This window comes from Shewanella chilikensis, assembly GCF_002836945.1.
GTDB lineage: Bacteria > Pseudomonadota > Gammaproteobacteria > Enterobacterales > Shewanellaceae > Shewanella > Shewanella chilikensis.
On the sequence record NZ_NIJM01000054.1, the window covers coordinates 12,706 to 28,373 of the forward strand.

Annotated in this window: 11 protein-coding genes and 2 tRNA genes; 5 read left to right on the forward strand and 8 right to left on the reverse strand. The window is 51.8% G+C overall.

Annotation, left to right across the window (positions count from 1 at the left end; translation table 11 throughout):
* Positions 1-67: 67 nt before the first annotated feature.
* Together CX651_RS16465 and CX651_RS16470 are read right to left on the reverse strand one after the other, a co-directional pair.
* Positions 68-1,006 (reverse strand): acyltransferase, encoded by a 939-nt coding sequence (locus CX651_RS16465; RefSeq protein WP_101056929.1) that lies wholly within the window; start codon positions 1,004-1,006, stop codon positions 68-70.
* The gene (locus CX651_RS16470; protein ID WP_229839802.1) at positions 1,006-1,902 is read right to left on the reverse strand and encodes an acyltransferase; all 897 of its coding nucleotides are present in this window, start codon (positions 1,900-1,902) and stop codon (positions 1,006-1,008) included. The genes CX651_RS16465 and CX651_RS16470 overlap by 1 nt, the downstream gene beginning before the upstream one ends.
* Positions 1,903-2,494: 592 nt before the next feature.
* Between CX651_RS16470 and CX651_RS16475 the strand changes: the two genes are divergently transcribed.
* The gene (locus CX651_RS16475; RefSeq protein ID WP_101056933.1) at positions 2,495-4,825 is read left to right on the forward strand and encodes a zinc/cadmium/mercury/lead-transporting ATPase; all 2,331 of its coding nucleotides are present in this window, start codon (positions 2,495-2,497) and stop codon (positions 4,823-4,825) included.
* A 79-nt stretch (positions 4,826-4,904) separates the two neighbouring features.
* Here CX651_RS16475 and CX651_RS16480 read toward each other — a convergent pair whose 3' ends face one another.
* The 4 genes from CX651_RS16480 to creD form a co-directional block, all read right to left on the reverse strand.
* The gene (locus CX651_RS16480) at positions 4,905-5,747 is read right to left on the reverse strand and encodes a class I SAM-dependent methyltransferase (protein WP_101056935.1); all 843 of its coding nucleotides are present in this window, start codon (positions 5,745-5,747) and stop codon (positions 4,905-4,907) included.
* A 24-nt stretch (positions 5,748-5,771) separates the two neighbouring features.
* The gene (locus CX651_RS16485; protein ID WP_101056937.1) at positions 5,772-6,491 is read right to left on the reverse strand and encodes an SAM-dependent methyltransferase; all 720 of its coding nucleotides are present in this window, start codon (positions 6,489-6,491) and stop codon (positions 5,772-5,774) included.
* 10 nt (positions 6,492-6,501) lie between these two features.
* A complete protein-coding gene (locus CX651_RS16490) occupies positions 6,502-6,759 on the reverse strand; it encodes a YjhX family toxin (protein WP_025010861.1) in 258 nt (85 codons plus the stop codon).
* A 388-nt stretch (positions 6,760-7,147) separates the two neighbouring features.
* Positions 7,148-8,569 carry a cell envelope integrity protein CreD gene (gene creD / locus CX651_RS16495; RefSeq protein WP_167398145.1) on the reverse strand — a complete coding sequence of 474 codons (1,422 nt, stop codon included), beginning with the start codon at positions 8,567-8,569 and terminating at the stop codon, positions 7,148-7,150.
* Between the two features lie 275 nt (positions 8,570-8,844).
* Between creD and CX651_RS16500 the strand changes: the two genes are divergently transcribed.
* Positions 8,845-9,810, forward strand: a complete 966-nt coding sequence (locus CX651_RS16500) for a DUF3187 family protein (RefSeq protein WP_101056945.1) — start codon at positions 8,845-8,847, stop codon at positions 9,808-9,810.
* A 64-nt stretch (positions 9,811-9,874) separates the two neighbouring features.
* Here CX651_RS16500 and ubiK read toward each other — a convergent pair whose 3' ends face one another.
* On the reverse strand, positions 9,875-10,129 hold the full coding sequence (ubiK, locus tag CX651_RS16505) for a ubiquinone biosynthesis accessory factor UbiK (protein WP_025010065.1): 255 nt from the start codon (positions 10,127-10,129) through the stop codon (positions 9,875-9,877).
* Positions 10,130-10,388: 259 nt separating this feature from the next.
* Between ubiK and rep the strand changes: the two genes are divergently transcribed.
* The gene (rep, locus tag CX651_RS16510) at positions 10,389-12,401 is read left to right on the forward strand and encodes a DNA helicase Rep (protein ID WP_101056941.1); all 2,013 of its coding nucleotides are present in this window, start codon (positions 10,389-10,391) and stop codon (positions 12,399-12,401) included.
* A gap of 27 nt (positions 12,402-12,428) precedes the next feature.
* Here the strand turns inward: rep and CX651_RS16515 are convergent, their stop codons facing one another.
* On the reverse strand, positions 12,429-15,083 hold the full coding sequence (locus CX651_RS16515) for a sensor domain-containing phosphodiesterase (protein ID WP_101056943.1): 2,655 nt from the start codon (positions 15,081-15,083) through the stop codon (positions 12,429-12,431).
* A gap of 220 nt (positions 15,084-15,303) precedes the next feature.
* Here CX651_RS16515 and CX651_RS16520 point away from each other — a divergent pair.
* Positions 15,304-15,380, forward strand: a tRNA-Arg gene (locus CX651_RS16520).
* A 41-nt stretch (positions 15,381-15,421) separates the two neighbouring features.
* A tRNA-His gene (locus CX651_RS16525) sits at positions 15,422-15,497 on the forward strand.
* Positions 15,498-15,668 lie beyond the last annotated feature (171 nt).

Sequence of the window (15,668 nt, forward strand, 5' to 3'; positions counted from 1 at the left end):
AATACTCAGTTTTAAAACAACAATGCCGGGCTTAGGCCCGGCATTGTTTTGTCTTGGACAATCACTGTCAGTGGCTTTTTTGTGCCAGCTTGTTGTAGTCGTCGGCGGGATGGCATTCGGCCAGCAACAGGTCTATTTGGGCATCTTTTTGTTGCCAGATGTCGTTGAGCCAGCGTTGAAACTCTACCCTGTACTCTGGCTCGCTGAAGTAGCGAACAGAATCCACCTGAGGCACGGGCAGAGCCTCGATTCGCACCACAATTTTGTGCACTTTACCCTGCATCACGGCGCCGAGAATATCCTTGGGGGCATCGGGATAAAGCACTGTCACGTTCAGCAAGGCATCAAACTGCTCGCCCATGGCTGACAAGGTGAAGGCAATGCCACCGGCTTTTGGCCGCAGCAGGTGCTTGTAGGGGGATTTTTGCCGCTGCCGTTTGTCTTCGGTAAAGCGACTGCCTTCCACATAGTTGATGATGGAGGTGGGCAAGTCTTTGAATTTTTCGCAGGAGCGCCGGGTCGTTTGCAGATCCTTGCCCCTGAGCTTGGGGTTCTTCTTCAGCTTTTCCGGGCTGGTGCGATTCATAAAGGGCATGTCCAGCGCCCAGCAACCCAGGCCCATGATAGGAACATACAGCAGCTCTTTCTTGAGAAAGAATTTCAGCATGGGGATGTTGTTGCGCAGGATATAGGTCTGCGCAGCAATATCAAAGCCACTGAGGTGGTTGCTGATCAGCAGATACCAACCATCTGGCTTGAGGCTTTCTAACCCTTGTACATCCCAATCGACCTTGGCTATCAGGTGCAGTATGCCGCCATTACAGCTGGCCCAGGCCCACATGAAACGGTTCATTAATCGGGTCATGGCGATACGGCCACTCTTCCAGGGCAGCAACAATTTGAACAGGCCGCCGATACACACCAGCGAGCCCCAAACGGCGGTGTTGATGATCAACAGGCTCAGGCTGAGAATAAATAGCACAGGCCCGGGCAGGAAGTGTAACATCAGGAGTCCCCTTGAGAATGGTTTGCCTTGGCGGCCAGTTGCTCCAGCACTTCATCCTTGTGCTGCCAGAGGGCGTTTAGCCGCTCTTGGAAGGCTTGTTTGAATTGACGATCATTGGCGTAGTCGCCCCGCATCCCCGAGTCTATCTCTTTGACCTCCAAGTGGAGATAAACCTCGGGCAGACGGCCGCTGATATAGTCCAAAAAACTGGGGGTTTTACCCGGATAGTAAATGGTGACATCCACCAGTTTATGGATCTGATCGCCCATGGCCGACAACGCAAAGGCCATGCCGCCGGCCTTGGGTCTGAGCAGGTGTTTGAACGGTGAGTTTTGCTTCTGGTGCTTGCTGGGCTGAAAGCGGGTACCTTCGACAAAGTTCATCACGCTCACCGGCTTGTGCTTAAACTTGGCACAGGCCTTACGGGTAATTTCAATGTCTTTGCCTCTGAGTTTCGGGTTCTTTTTCAACTCGGCCGTGCTGTAACGGCGCATAAAGGGAAAGTCCAGCGCCCACCAGGCCAGCCCAAGTACGGGCACATAAATCAGCTCTTTTTTCAGGAAAAACTTGAGAAAAGGGATCCGCCGATTAAGCAGTCGCTGCAAGATCAAAATATCGACCCAGCTCTGGTGGTTGGCTACCACCATATACCACTCCTGCTCTGACAGCTCCGGAAGCTCGTCTATATGCATCTTCAGCGGATGAAGCAGCTTTTCTATGCCGCCGTTAACACTGATCCAGGCGCTGGCGCAGAAATCCAAAGCGTGGCTGCATAGGCGCTGTAATGGCTTTATTGGAAGCAGTTTTATCAGGCTGCCCAGCAGAATTGGCAGGCTCCAAAACAGGGTGTTGATAACATAGCCGCTAAAGGCAAGACAACCTCGAATCAAGGACAACTTGGGCTCCCTCAGGATCATAAAAAGAAAAATCGACCGACTATGTTAACCGCAGTCGCCACCAGGCTTCAATCTTAAGCTGGCGTTGACAGGGAGTTAGGGCCTGCTCACATAAACATTGGTACAAGAGGTTTAGCCAGCTTCAGCCGTATAAGTTGCGCCATCTATTATTCTCTGCGCTGTGCAGAAGATGGCTTGCAGTGCAGCGTCTTTCTGCATCTCCCTGAGCCTTTACCTGTATGTTGCTTTGTGGCGAAACTGCGCCAGGCTCTTTAAATCCCCGGCGCATTTTTGGTGGAAGCCGGTTGACTGTCAAGCGTAACACTGGCGCCGGTAAATGGGACAATCAGCGCCGTTGTAGGCTAGGGCTGCATAGTGACAATCGCTGGTTAATTGATAGTGGCTGGCTGATAGGGCTTGGGCTGGTTGGTTAATTGATAGGGCTTGGTTTTCGGGCCGGGCAAATACTTTGGCCCAGATGCTTGACTCTGGAGCTTACTCCAAGCTTTACACTCCTTGGCAATAACGAACGGCCCGGATAGTCACATTTGAGTTCCGAGGCATCATTTGAGCCATAGCATGAGGCACAGTTATGAGTCATTCCTGTTGTGATCCCAAACCCACGCCCGAGACTGTAAAGGCGGGGGCTAAGGGTCCGGCAAATTGCACAGCAAGTTGTACAGATGGTCACATAGTCAGTAATGCCGTCAGTCATTCCAACGAGCATTCTGGCTGTCATTCGGCTTGTTGCCATGATCATCATGAGTCCCATCAGGCCGACTCCGCTACCGAAGTCAACACTGTCCGGCTTGGCCAAGGTGAGCAGCATCAGTGGCAAATACTGGGTATGGACTGTGCCAGCTGTGCCCGTAAAGTCGAAACTGCGGTTTCCAGGGTGAGCGGCGTTTGCAGCACCAGGGTGGTATTTGCCACCGAAAAGCTGCTGGTGGAACTGACGCCCGGCGTTTCGCCCCAAGGCATAGTCGATGCTGTACATGCGGCCGGCTTTAAGCTTAAGCAGCAGGCCCAGGCAGGTAAGGAAGGTTCCAAGCCCGGCCCGGCGAGCCGGCTTGGCAAATACTGGCAACCCAAATACTGGCAACCTTTGTCACTGGCACTGTTAATGCTGCTGGCGGCTCTGGCGCCTGCGAGTATCAGCTCCAGCCTGTTCACTCTGGCTACAGTTTGGGGGCTGTTGCCTATTGCCCGCAAGGCTTGGGCCCTTATTAGCAGCGGCACCCCTTTTGCCATTGAAACCCTGATGACAGTTGCCGCCATAGGTGCCTTGTTGCTGGGCGAAACGGCCGAGGCGGCCATGGTGTTGCTCCTGTTTATGCTCGGTGAGCAGCTCGAATCGTTTGCGGCCGGCCGCGCTCGCGCCGGAGTCAGTGCCTTGATGGCATTGGTACCGGACAAGGCATTGAGGTTAAATGATGGCCAGAGGCAAGAGGTGGCCGCCTCTGAGCTGCGCCCGGGCGACATGATAGAAGTTGCGCCTGGGGCACGCCTGCCAGCCGATGCCGAACTGCTTGATGCCTCGGCGGCATTTGATGAAAGCGCCCTTACGGGAGAATCTATCCCGGTAGAAAGGGTTAAGGGCGAACGGGTCGCCGCCGGCTGCCTGGCAGCCGATAGGCTGGTGAAGATGAAGGTTGTCTCCGAGCCCGGCAGCAACGCCATAGACCGCATCCTGCATTTGATTGAAGAGGCCGAAGGGCAAAGAGCACCGATAGAGAGATTCATCGACAAGTTCAGTCGCTGGTACACACCAGCCATCATGTTGCTGGCCTTGTTGACTGTGCTGTTGCCACCTCTGCTGTACGCCGAGCCTTGGGAGCAATGGATCTACCGTGGTTTGACACTGTTGTTGATAGGTTGCCCCTGCGCCTTGGTAATTTCGACGCCGGCGGCGGTAACCTCTGCACTGGCGGCCGCAACCCGTCAGGGGGCCTTGATTAAGGGCGGCGCGGCATTGGAAGCACTGGCACATGTCGATACCGTCGCCTTCGATAAGACGGGCACCCTCACAGAAGGTAAACCTGAAGTTACCTTGGTGGAGAGCCTCACAGAGCAGGATGCGACCAAGTGGCTCAGGGTGGCCGCCGCCATTGAATTGGGCTCACATCACCCCCTGGCACAGGCGATAGTCAATCATGCCAAAGAGCAGCGGCTGGAACTGCCAGGCGCAGAAGCTATTCGGGCTTTACCCGGTATGGGCGTTGAAGGGCGGGTCGATTCGCAAAACTGGCGACTGCTGGCCCCTTCAAGGTTGCCAAGTTTAGCACCTGAGCTGCTGCAACGTGTCACAGAACTGGAGCAGCAGGGGCAAACCCTGGTCGTACTGTGTGATGCCGAGCAGGAGCCACTTTTTCCTGTGGCCATCATTGCCCTCAGGGATCAGCTGCGCGCCGAGGCCGCCGAAGCCATAGCCAAGCTACGCCATCTCGGTATCGACAGCATAATGCTGACAGGTGATAACCCAAGAACCGCCAAGGCGATTGCCGAGGAGCTGGCCATCGACTGGCGCGCCGGGCTGCTGCCGGAAGATAAAGTTTCTGAGGTGGCGGCATTGGCCGAGCGCCGCAATGTGGCCATGACGGGAGATGGTATCAATGATGCCCCGGCAATGAAGCGAGCCCGTATCGGCATTGCCATGGGCGGCGGAACCGATGCCGCGCTGGAAACCGCCGATGCGGCCCTGACCCATAATCAGTTGGGAGGGGTGGCGGCAATGATCCACTTGGCCAGGGCAACTCTGAGCAATATCCGCCAGAACATAGCCTTGGCGCTGGGGCTGAAGGCGATTTTTCTGGTGACCAGCTTACTGGGGATCACCGGCCTCTGGCTGGCGGTGATGGCCGATACAGGCGCAACTGTGTTGGTAACTGCCAACGCCTTGAGACTGCTTAGAAAGCGCTACTGAAATGTATTGGTGTTGATAACAATAAAAAAGAGGAAGGTACCTTAGACCTTAACACCTTCCTCTTTCAAACGGACTCAGGTTATGCCTTGGAGCATGCCATTAGTGTATAGAGCTTGCCCTCAAAGGTATTGCTGCTGGGCCACACTGCAGTGTCTATCCGCTGAATCTTGTTGAAGCCGCACTCGTTTAACAGCTGCAGATATTCCTCATCTTGCCAAGCCTGCATCCGGCTGCCGAATCGCGCCACCTTGCCGTTTTCTTCAATCACCCAAAACAGTGTGGAACTGGTTTGGAGTGCCTCGTCCCAAGCATGCTCCGTCAGTAGCAGGTGGGGAGCATCGAGAAATAGGCCCTGTGAATGCCTTTGCCAGCTTGGCTCTGCCTGTCCCTGTCGTTTGACTTCATCAAAGCTGTGAACTTCCACAAGTAGTTTGCCATTCGGCATCAGCCAGTTTGCACAATGCTTGAGTAAACTCTTGGCATCCGCTGTGCTGAAAACATTCAGCTCACCGAAGGTCATCATGATGAAGTCAAACTTCTTGGTCGGCCGGTAGCTTCTGACATCCAGCAGTTGATAGTCGATATCCAGTCCAGCTGCCTGCGCTTGTTGTTGGGCGTAGGCTATAGAGGCTGGTGAGAAGTCGACACCGGTGCAGCAAAAGCCGCGTTTTGCCAGCAATTGAGTGTAAAAGCCGGGGCCACAACCCAGATCCAGCACTTTTGCGCCAGGAGCCAGTTGGCTGCAGAGCCAATCTACCTGGCGCTCAATCACCGCCAGTTTTCTACTGGCCCAATCGTGCTCCTGGGAGAGGTGGTTTTCCAGCATTCGCTGGCTGAAATCGGCATCATTCCAGGGAATTTTGCTTTCGTTCGGCGACAGCCTTATTGGCAAATGCTGGCTGATTAGCTTATTGATATTCATACCTTTCCTTGCTTTTTTGAAAGCTTACTTGTGTATGCGGCCTGTCATTTTGGTAAAGTTGAACCACTGGCCGTTTTCGGCGGCCATCATCTCGCGATCCCGTACGGCATAAGGGTTGTCGCATGCCAACCACTCCTGCCATGCCTGGGTGCACTGCCCGCTCTCTTCGCACAGCTCCAACTGTAAAAATGCGCTCTGTTGCCAGAGTTGCATCCACCAGTTGACGGTGAAAAAGTTCATCCCGGGCTGCCACCAGGGGGCCAGCTCAGGGGCAACGCTTTGCTGCAGTGGAAAAGGCTTTTTCAGCCCGGGTACCACTATGGCGACCTGACCGCCCGGCTTGATGAAAGGGGCGAGGTGGGTGTCAAAAAACGCTGAACTGGCACCAAAGTAGTGATAGGCATCGATGGACAAGACGGCATCGAAACTGTTTTCTGCAAATGGGGCATGTCCCGGTCGCATCTGGGTTACGTCAAAGTTTACCGCCGTGATCCTGTCTTCCAGGCCAGCGGCCTTGAATCTTGCCTGGTTGTCTTCGGCCGCTATCCAAAGATCCATTGCGGTGACTTCGAGGTTGAAGGCCTTCACCAGATAGATGGAGGTCATGCCTGTGCCACAGGCCAAGTCCAGCACCCGCATCCCTGGTTGCAGTTGCAGTGACCGGCAGACTTCTTCGGCCAGCAGCAGGGCGTTGGGGCCCATCATGTTGCTGTTGATATAGTCACGGGAAAATAGTGTATTCATCTTTCTTTCCTCAACGGTTGTCCAGTTGGGCGCGCACATTGTGCAAGCCGGCCGTGGTTATGCGATAGGGCTGACCTTTGACAGATTTGATCAGTTTTTTGGCTTTGAGCTTTTTGAAAATGGCGAGGGTACAGTCGCAAAGAACAAGCCCTTCGCGGCTATAACATTCAACGGCTGTGACGCGACCTGAAGTGTCGCGGAAATAACAAATGCGTCCGCCTTTGGCGAGGACGTGCAGGGTACGTTGTTCCTGACGGGATATATTCATACTGGAAAAACTCGATAATCATCATGAGCAAAACATGCGGGCACTTGTCAGTGTCCACCTTTGATTTACGCGCATTGATAATCAGACCGGCCTTGGGAGGTCTGATTATCTGATGATTACAATCTCCAGCATCAATGCCTCAATGAGAGTTGAAAGTAGCTTTACCGCTCAATTTTTACCACTAAGGATGTTAGATGTAAATCAACCGGTTGGGGAACTGTGATTTTAGGCTGTTTTTTGTACAGGGTTGTAACGGCAATACTAGGTCACTGATGAACCTCATGCTTTGAGTTGAAAGGCGCTCAGGTAAACGTGGATTTATTCGTTTATCTGAGCGCCTTTGCATATTTGCTGCTGGGCTCAACTCTTACGTTAGGTCGCGCGGGAACTACTCCTCGATTTGTTGGTGGCGGGTGAGGTACATGAGTATCATCATTATCAGTACCAGTAATCCGGTTCCCATCAAGAGGGCATAATCTTCCAGCTGGAGTATGGAGTAGAGTACACCGTAGAGACTTGCCAGCATGGCCGCAACTATAGCTCCCTGGCGCCGACTGCCACTGGCGCTGGCGACATAAAGCGGAATGCTGAGCAGGGGAACCGCAGCGGCTACCAGATAAGCGGTTAAAAACAGCAGGTGTTCCGACAGCGACAGCAGCAATAGATAGAAGAGGCACATGGCGCCACCCACCATCAGATACTGTACTGCGCTGAGGCGTGACTTGTTACCCAGCTCGAAGATCAGCAGCAGTATGTAGGTCAGCAAAATAAAGAGTATGCCGTACTTGAGCGAACGTTCTATCTTGCCGTAGTGAGTCACGGGTTCGAATAGGGTAACACTGGCACTGATCTCTGTGAGATCCCGGCCATCACTGGCTCGGAACACCTGAGGAAAGTTACGACTCAGATGGCTTATTTGCCAGTTGGCATCAAAACCTTCAGTGCTGAGATTACGGCTGGCGGGTAGGTAACCCTGGAAGCTGGGATGTGGCCAATCGGCATGGATATCTATCTGGCTCAGTTCTGCCAGTGGCAGTACCTCCAAGCCTTCAGAACCCCTGAGGCTGAGCTGGAATGTCAGTTGGTATTCACCTTGGCTCGGATCCAGCGCTATGGTGCGATGAAAGCCGCGGCTAAGGCCGCCTGTGTTATCCAACCCTGTACCTGACATCAAGCTGGGGATGCCCTGCTCACCAGCCAGATTAAAATGACTGACAGTCTCAATAGCCTGGTTGGCTGAAACGCCAAACACCAGCCGGGCCTGGTTATAGTCAAAGCCGAGTAGGCCGGGGATATTGACCTTGGGCAATTCGAAGTTGGCCCGACCTTTGACTTGTCCCAGATACACGAGTGACTGATAGATGCCGCGATGGCGGAATTCGTGCTGCAGACCGGCATCCAGCGTCATGCCTTTGGGCAGGATCAAGAGTTCATCGCTGTAGACCTGACGACTACGGTGTTGTTTGCCGTCGATATTGTTGTCGGAGATCACTTCGTAGCGAAATGGCAGTACCAAAACCGGACCGGCCAAGGTTTGGGCATCTCCCCAGGTATGGCCGATCTCGCGCACTACTTGGCGATAGAGGCTTTCTCTGTCCTGGCTGAGATCCTGGATCATTCCTAGCGGGATCAATGACAACAGACCCACTATGGCTACTGCAAATAGCTTAAGAGTTAATTTGGATTTGAACTGAGGCAGCGCTGTTTGACTACTTTGTTTCTTCATTAGGCTTTTCAGCAGTAGATAAGCCCCGAAACCTATGGCTCCAAGCAAGGCCAGCGCTATTAGTATGAGGATAATTTGAAATATCATGAGGTATGTTCCTTTAACCTACTCGTGGCAGCATTAAAGCAGATTTGGCTGGAGATATCATGACAAGTCACTGATCAATAGTGGCAAAATTATGCCATACCAAATTGGAGCAATATTGAATGAGGTTTACTTGAATAACGCCGACAAGTGAATGGTTTCACTGTCACATTTATTGTGACAATGTGGTCATGATTGAATCATCTATAATGAGTGTGAATCGATGCGGCAGTCATTTAAAATAACCGCCTATGTGAATTGGTATGATGATTCTTATGAAATATTTCTCCAAAGCTTGTTGGTTGCCGATTTTTTTCAGTCTGCCCCTGCATGCTGAACTGGCCGATTTTGACGACTATGGGCCGCTCAAGGTCTATGCCCAGTCTCCTCTGCAGTCCAGTAGCCTGACCCCTATGTTGCGCTCTGGCTTCTCTATGGCCGAGGGACAAAAAGAGTGGTATCTGACCGGTAATATGGCCAGTGTCTGGGCCGAGACAGAAGATTATCTGGCTGACTATTATCACAACTCTCTAACAGGTGGTCTCAAGTGGCAAATCGATGACCGTTGGATGTTGGACGCCAACTATACTTGGCGTTTCAGTGGTAACAACCATTTGGATTCACTGACAATGTGGTTTCATGATGCTTTCGGTTTTGACCAGAATGGTCGCGACCATCAGCCGCGAAATCAGAACCAGATCTACTCCAAGCAACATAATGTGAATATCAGCGATTTTGGTGGTGAGACCCTAAACAATGCCTTCAATATTTATCTCGGGTATCAGTTGCTGCAGAATGAGCACCATGGCCTGTCCGTTGGGGGAAGCCTGTATTACAACTATGTAGGGTCCGGTCCTTTCGCCAATGAAAACTTTGAGCAGGCGTTGCAGCTGAATTACAGCTATCGCAACGGACGGCATAATTTCCATTCAACACTTGGCTTGAGTTTCCGTGAGGACGAAGAGGTGTTGTCTGACATGCCTTATAAGTCCAATGCTTTGATGTTAGGGCTGGGTTATGAATACCGTGTCGGTCGCCATGGCTGGATGCTGGAGTATCACAGGTACGAAGGAATGACAGAAGCGGATGATGACTTCTCTGAAGCTTCAAATGAAGCTGTGCTGGGCTACCGCTATTATTTGGACCGCAGTGCTATAGAGTTCACTGTGATTGAAAACTTCCTCAACATGGATAACAGCACGGATATCGCCTTTACTCTGGGCTATCGGCATATGCTCTAATTTAGCCGTGTTAAAACATAAGGCCGCTTTCGAACGGCCTTATCTATTCTTGGGGGGAGATATATTACTCGGCCTGCTCAGCCTTGGCTTCCAGCGCTTCTACTCTGGCCTGCAGGGCTTCCAATTTTTCTCTGGTTTTCAGTAACACGTGCTGCTGGACTTCAAACTCTTCCCGGGAGACCAGATCCAGTTTCAGCAACTGGTGTTGCAGTACTTGCTTGCTGCGTTCTTCAAACTCACCGGCAAATTGCTTCAGCCCTGAAGGTAGGTTTTCGCTCAGCTGTTTGGCCATTTCTTCGATTTTCTTGGGGTTGATCATCTCTTTAATCCACTGGCAGGTTTTAATTGATTGTAACTTATAGGCTGCATTGAACCCAAGGCTAACCTAAGGAAGATGCGAACCCGTCCCATGTGTGCCCTGTGTCGGCTTACAAACCTGGATGCAAGGAGTGGTTTGTAGCAAGTGGCCCAAGTCCTTTGCAAGAAGTATCCCTAATGGGATTTTGGGGCTGTCTCTGGCACTGATTCTGGTATGATCCCTGCCTCTAGAGTGTCCTTGTGTGAGATATAGATAACCCATGAAGCTCAATCCTGCCCAGAATGAAGCCGTCCATTATGTTTCCGGTCCCTGCCTGGTATTGGCTGGCGCCGGTAGTGGCAAGACCCGGGTTATTATCAACAAGATAGCCCACCTGGTGCAGAAGTGTGGTTATCAGGCTAAGCATATTGCCGCAGTAACCTTTACCAATAAGGCGGCGCGGGAGATGAAAGAGCGGGTGGCTCAATCCATGGGGCGCAAGGAAGCCAGAGGGCTGTGGATTTCTACCTTTCATACTCTGGGGCTGGAAATTATCAAGCGTGAACACAAGACTCTAGGTCTCAAAGCCGGCTTTTCGCTGTTCGATGATCAGGATACCTTGGCGCTACTCAAGGAGTTAACTCAGGACGAACTGCAGGAGGATAAAGATCTGCTGCGGGCGCTGGCGACCATGATCTCCAATTGGAAGGGGGGCTTAGTGATCCCGGATCACGCCCGCAAGATAGCCAAGGGTGAACAGGAGCAACTGTTTGCACTCTTGTATCAGCGTTATGCCCAGCATATGAAGGCTTACAATGCGCTGGACTTTGACGACCTTATTCTGTTGCCAACCCTATTGCTGCGGCATAACACCGATGTCAGGGCCCGTTGGCAGGCACGGATCCGTTACCTGCTGGTGGATGAATATCAGGATACCAACACCAGCCAGTATGAACTGGTTAAATTGCTGGTGGGTGAGCGGGCGCGTTTTACTGTCGTGGGCGATGACGACCAGTCTATCTACTCCTGGCGCGGTGCCAAGCCGCAAAACCTGGTGCTGCTGGGTAAAGATTTTCCCGAGCTCAAGCTTATCAAGCTGGAACAAAACTATCGCTCCAGTCAGCGAATATTGCGGGCGGCCAATATTCTGATCGCCAACAACCCCCATGTGTATGATAAATCGCTGTTCAGTGAGCTGGCCTATGGCGAGCCGCTGCGGGTACTGTTTGCCGCCAACGAAGAGCAGGAAGCGGAGCGGGTAGTGGCTGAAATCATTCGTCACAAGTTTATGGGCAAGACCAGCTATGGGGAATACGCCATTCTCTATCGCGGGAATCACCAGTCCCGCTTGCTGGAACGGGCGCTGATGACCAACCGTATCCCCTATAAGCTCAGCGGTGGCACCTCATTCTTTGCCAGAGCCGAAATCAAGGACATCATGGCCTATCTGCGCTTGGTGGTGAATCCGGATGACGATAACGCTTTCCTGCGTATCGTTAACCTGCCCAAGCGCGGGATTGGCCCGGCAACCCTGGAAAAACTCGGGAATTTTGCCAATCAGAAACATATCTCCATGTTCGAGGCGATTTTTGCTCCTGAATTGAATTATCATCTGCCTCCGGCGGCCATGGGATCACTGTATGAGTTTGGTCGCTTCATCGTCGATACCGGTGAAATAGCTCAGCGCGGTGAGGGCGTTGATGCCATCAAGCAGTTGATCCGCAAGATCAACTACGAAGATTATCTCTATGAGACCAGCACCAGCGCCAAGGCCGCCGAGATGCGGATGAAGAACATCTCCGAACTGTATCGCTGGGTGACCGAGATGCTGGCCGGTGACGATCTGGATGAGCCCATGAGCCTGCCTGAAGTGGTCAATAGGCTTACGCTCAGAGACATGATGGAAAGAAACAATGAGGATGAGAGCGGCGATCAGGTGCAATTGATGACGCTGCACGCCTCCAAGGGGCTGGAGTTCCCCTATGTGTTTATGGTGGGAGTGGAAGAGCGGATTTTGCCGCATCAAACCAGTATAGATGAAGACAATGTCGATGAAGAGCGGCGTCTGGCTTATGTTGGCATCACTCGGGCTCAAAAGGAACTGTGGTTTATGCTCTGTCGTGAGCGACGTCAATTCGGTGAAACCATGCGTTGCGAACCCAGCCGCTTCTTGATGGAACTGCCTCAGGACGACCTTATCTGGGAAAACCGCAAGCCGCAGCAGAGTGAGCAGCAAAGGATGGAAACCGGCAAGGCCAATATCGCCAACCTACGGGATATGTTCAAGAAGTAAGGGTTAGAGCCGGTTTCAAAACACGGCTTAGGCGCAAACTTGGGTTGCCGTATCTATGGGCTTGGTGCTGTTCCCCTTGCTGCTGACGGGGTTCAAGCGATTCCCAAGAGCTTGTCCCTGGCCTGAGTTAAAGCCCATTTGTGCCAGTTGCTGCTTTTGCTCTTGGGTATTGATACCATCCAATACCAATTCGAGTTCCAATGCACCAGCACTTAGGTTTATTGCTTTGAGTAAACGTCTATGATGTGGGCTTTGCAGATGCGAGACTAAGCTGGCATCCAGTCTCAGCACATTCACCGGCAGAAAAGATAGGCTGACCAAAGGGCTGTAACCACTGCCATAGCCTGTGATCCCCAGAGTGACCTGCAAGCGTTTAAGTACCTCAAAGCCGTTAATATGGCTTTCCAGATCCCGGGCCAAAGCTTGTTCGTTGAAGAACAAACATAGGTCGGTAAGCGGGAACTGGCAGTTTCTCAGGCAGTTTTTCAGGCTGCGAAGTGCATGTTTATGCTTGAGGTGCTGGCTACATATGGCCAGATGTAACTTGGTGCCTGAATTGAGTTGCAGCTTGGGAAGTTCACTGTTCAGCGCTTCTATTGCGTATCTGTCCAGCTCCAGCTGTAAGTTGGCTTGCTCTGCCAAGTTGGCAAGCTGTTGTTGTTTGATTTTACCGTGTTGTGGATGGGGCCAATACAGACGCACATCCAGGGCTTGAAGCTGCCCTGTCTTGAGGTCTTGCACCGGAAAGTAACTGAGCTGGATTTGCTGGGTATCCAGGGCGGTTCTCAACTCATTTTCCAGGCTTACGTCCTGCATCAATTGCTGATGGGATTTTTCATCAAATACCACATAGCAACCCTTGCCGCGGGTTTTGGCCATGTACATGGCGGTGTCGGCATCTCGCAGAATGGACTCACTGGTGTCATCCCTGTGATGGCCGCTGACGGCTATGCCGATACTGGCGCCTGAGTTGAACTGTTTATCGGCCAGCTCATAAGGGCGTGACAGTTCTTTGAGGATCCGCTCGGCGACTTCTTTGGCATCGTCGGTTGTGCGTAACCCGTCCAGCAAAATCACAAATTCATCCCCGCCCAGACGGGCGAGAGTGTCATTGTCGCGAATACAAAACTTCAGGCGAATGGCGGTCTCCACCAGAAACTTGTCGCCTTCCAGATGCCCCAGGGTATCGTTAATCAATTTGAAACGGTCGAGATCGACGAACAAGAGTGCGAATTTATCTTGTAGATGACGGCGATTATGTTTAACTGCCTGGTTCAATCGTTCCATAAACATCAGCCTATTGGGTAGACCCGTCAGGCCATCATGTTTGGCGTCGTGTAGCAGTTGCTGCTCGGCCTTACGGCGCTGGCAGATCTCTTTCTGTAACTCTTGGTTGGTGGTGGCCAGTTCACGGGTGCGTTCCAGAATCTTTTCTTCCAGTGCTTCTTTGCTACGTTTCAGCGCCTCTGTCGCCAGCTTACGTTCGATGGCCGTGGCGATATGCTGCGACACAAAAGTCAGCAGCTCAAGATCCTTGAACTGGTAGTTCTGATGCATGCTGAAACTATAGATAGTCAGGGCACCGGCAATTTTGTCCTGAATAAATAACGGCACGCCGATCCACTGGTGCATGTTCTGTGTTTGATTCAGTTCAGGTGCCTTGCTGTAAATCTCTTTGGTGCACACCAGAGATTGGATATCGCTTTGATCCAGCAACACAGGACGTTTTAACCTGAGTAGGTATTCCACCAGTCCATCCATCAAGGGACGACACTTGGGGGCGGGATCATTGAGTTGAGAAACATAGAAGGGAAAGTGCAGCTTAGTTGCGGTTTCATCCAGCAGCGCTATGTAACAGTTGTTGGCTGGTAGCAAATGACAGAGAACCCGGTGCAGCTCGGTATAAAACTCGCGATCATCCAAGTTGGAGGAAGATAGTTCGGTTATCTCAAACAGGGACTTTTGTAGTCTCTCGGCTCGGCGTCTCTCATAGACTTCCTGTTTTAGTTTGCCATAGGCTTGGCTCAGCTCCTGGGTTCTTTGGGTGATGGCTTGTTCAAGTTGCTCATGATGCCGTAACCGTTCCATGACTCCTGCGATGTGATGACTAATAAAAGCCATCAATTCAAGCTCCATCTCGCCGTAGGAACTGGCGGGATTGTAGCTCTGTACCGCCAAGACACCAATAGCTCTGTCATTTTGCATTATGGGCACCCCAAGCCATTGGTGACAGGATGAACCTAGAGCCATGATTTCGCCGGCATCGGCCAATTCTTTTGCCTTATGTTCGTCACAAAGCAGGGGGGTGGCGGTTCGCAACACATAGCCGGTGAGACCTTGAGTCAAAATTTCAGACAGCTCTTGTTCCGGATAGAGTTCAGAAGGGTGTGAGTCTTTTTCATCGGAGAAAAATGGTAGCTCAAGATGTTGTTTCTGGGCATCGAGCAGGGAGATATAAAAGTTGTCGGCCGGGATCAATTGTTTGAGGCACTGGTGCATCCCCTGATAGAAGTTCTCCATAGAGGTAGCCTTGTTGGCAATATTGGAGATTTCCAGCAGTGCATTTTGGGTGGCTTCGGCTCGTTTATATTTGGCCGCCAGACGTCTTAGTCTGGCAACTCGTTTATTTAATCTTGAGATTTCCAGAGCCGAATGCTGATGGAAAGCGTCATCCCTAAACATGTTATCCGCCGAGGAACAAAATGATGATATCTTTGTATGGTTTTTAATCAAAGGATACAAATAACACGAAAGACAGTATTATCCAAGTCAATTTTTTGGCTGGTGTCGGATATTTGTTGTACTGTTTCAGTCAAAACTTGAGCAAACAACCGAAAAAAAGCAAATCAGGTGTAGACGCGGAGGGGAAATCCTCCTACTATATGCGGCGCTGACACGGCGGGCGCCCATAGCTCAGCTGGATAGAGCGCACCCCTCCGGAGGGTGAGGCCGAGGGTTCGAATCCTTCTGGGCGCACCAGTTTGATTCAAACGCGCCAGTCAGTGAAAGAAATATCAGTGGTGATTGTAGCTCAGTTGGTAGAGCCCCGGATTGTGATTCCGGTTGTCGTGGGTTCAAGTCCCATCAGTCACCCCACTTCTTTCGTGAAGCGAGTCAGCTTCAAATCTTACGGTGATAAGCGCAATTGGTAGCGCATCCCGGTTTGGAAACTAGAGCGGAGCAGAGGGTGACCCTCTACTTGCAAAGGTAACCAGCAACACAGTATTTCGGTGATTAGCGCAGCCTGGTAGCGCATCTGCTTTGGGA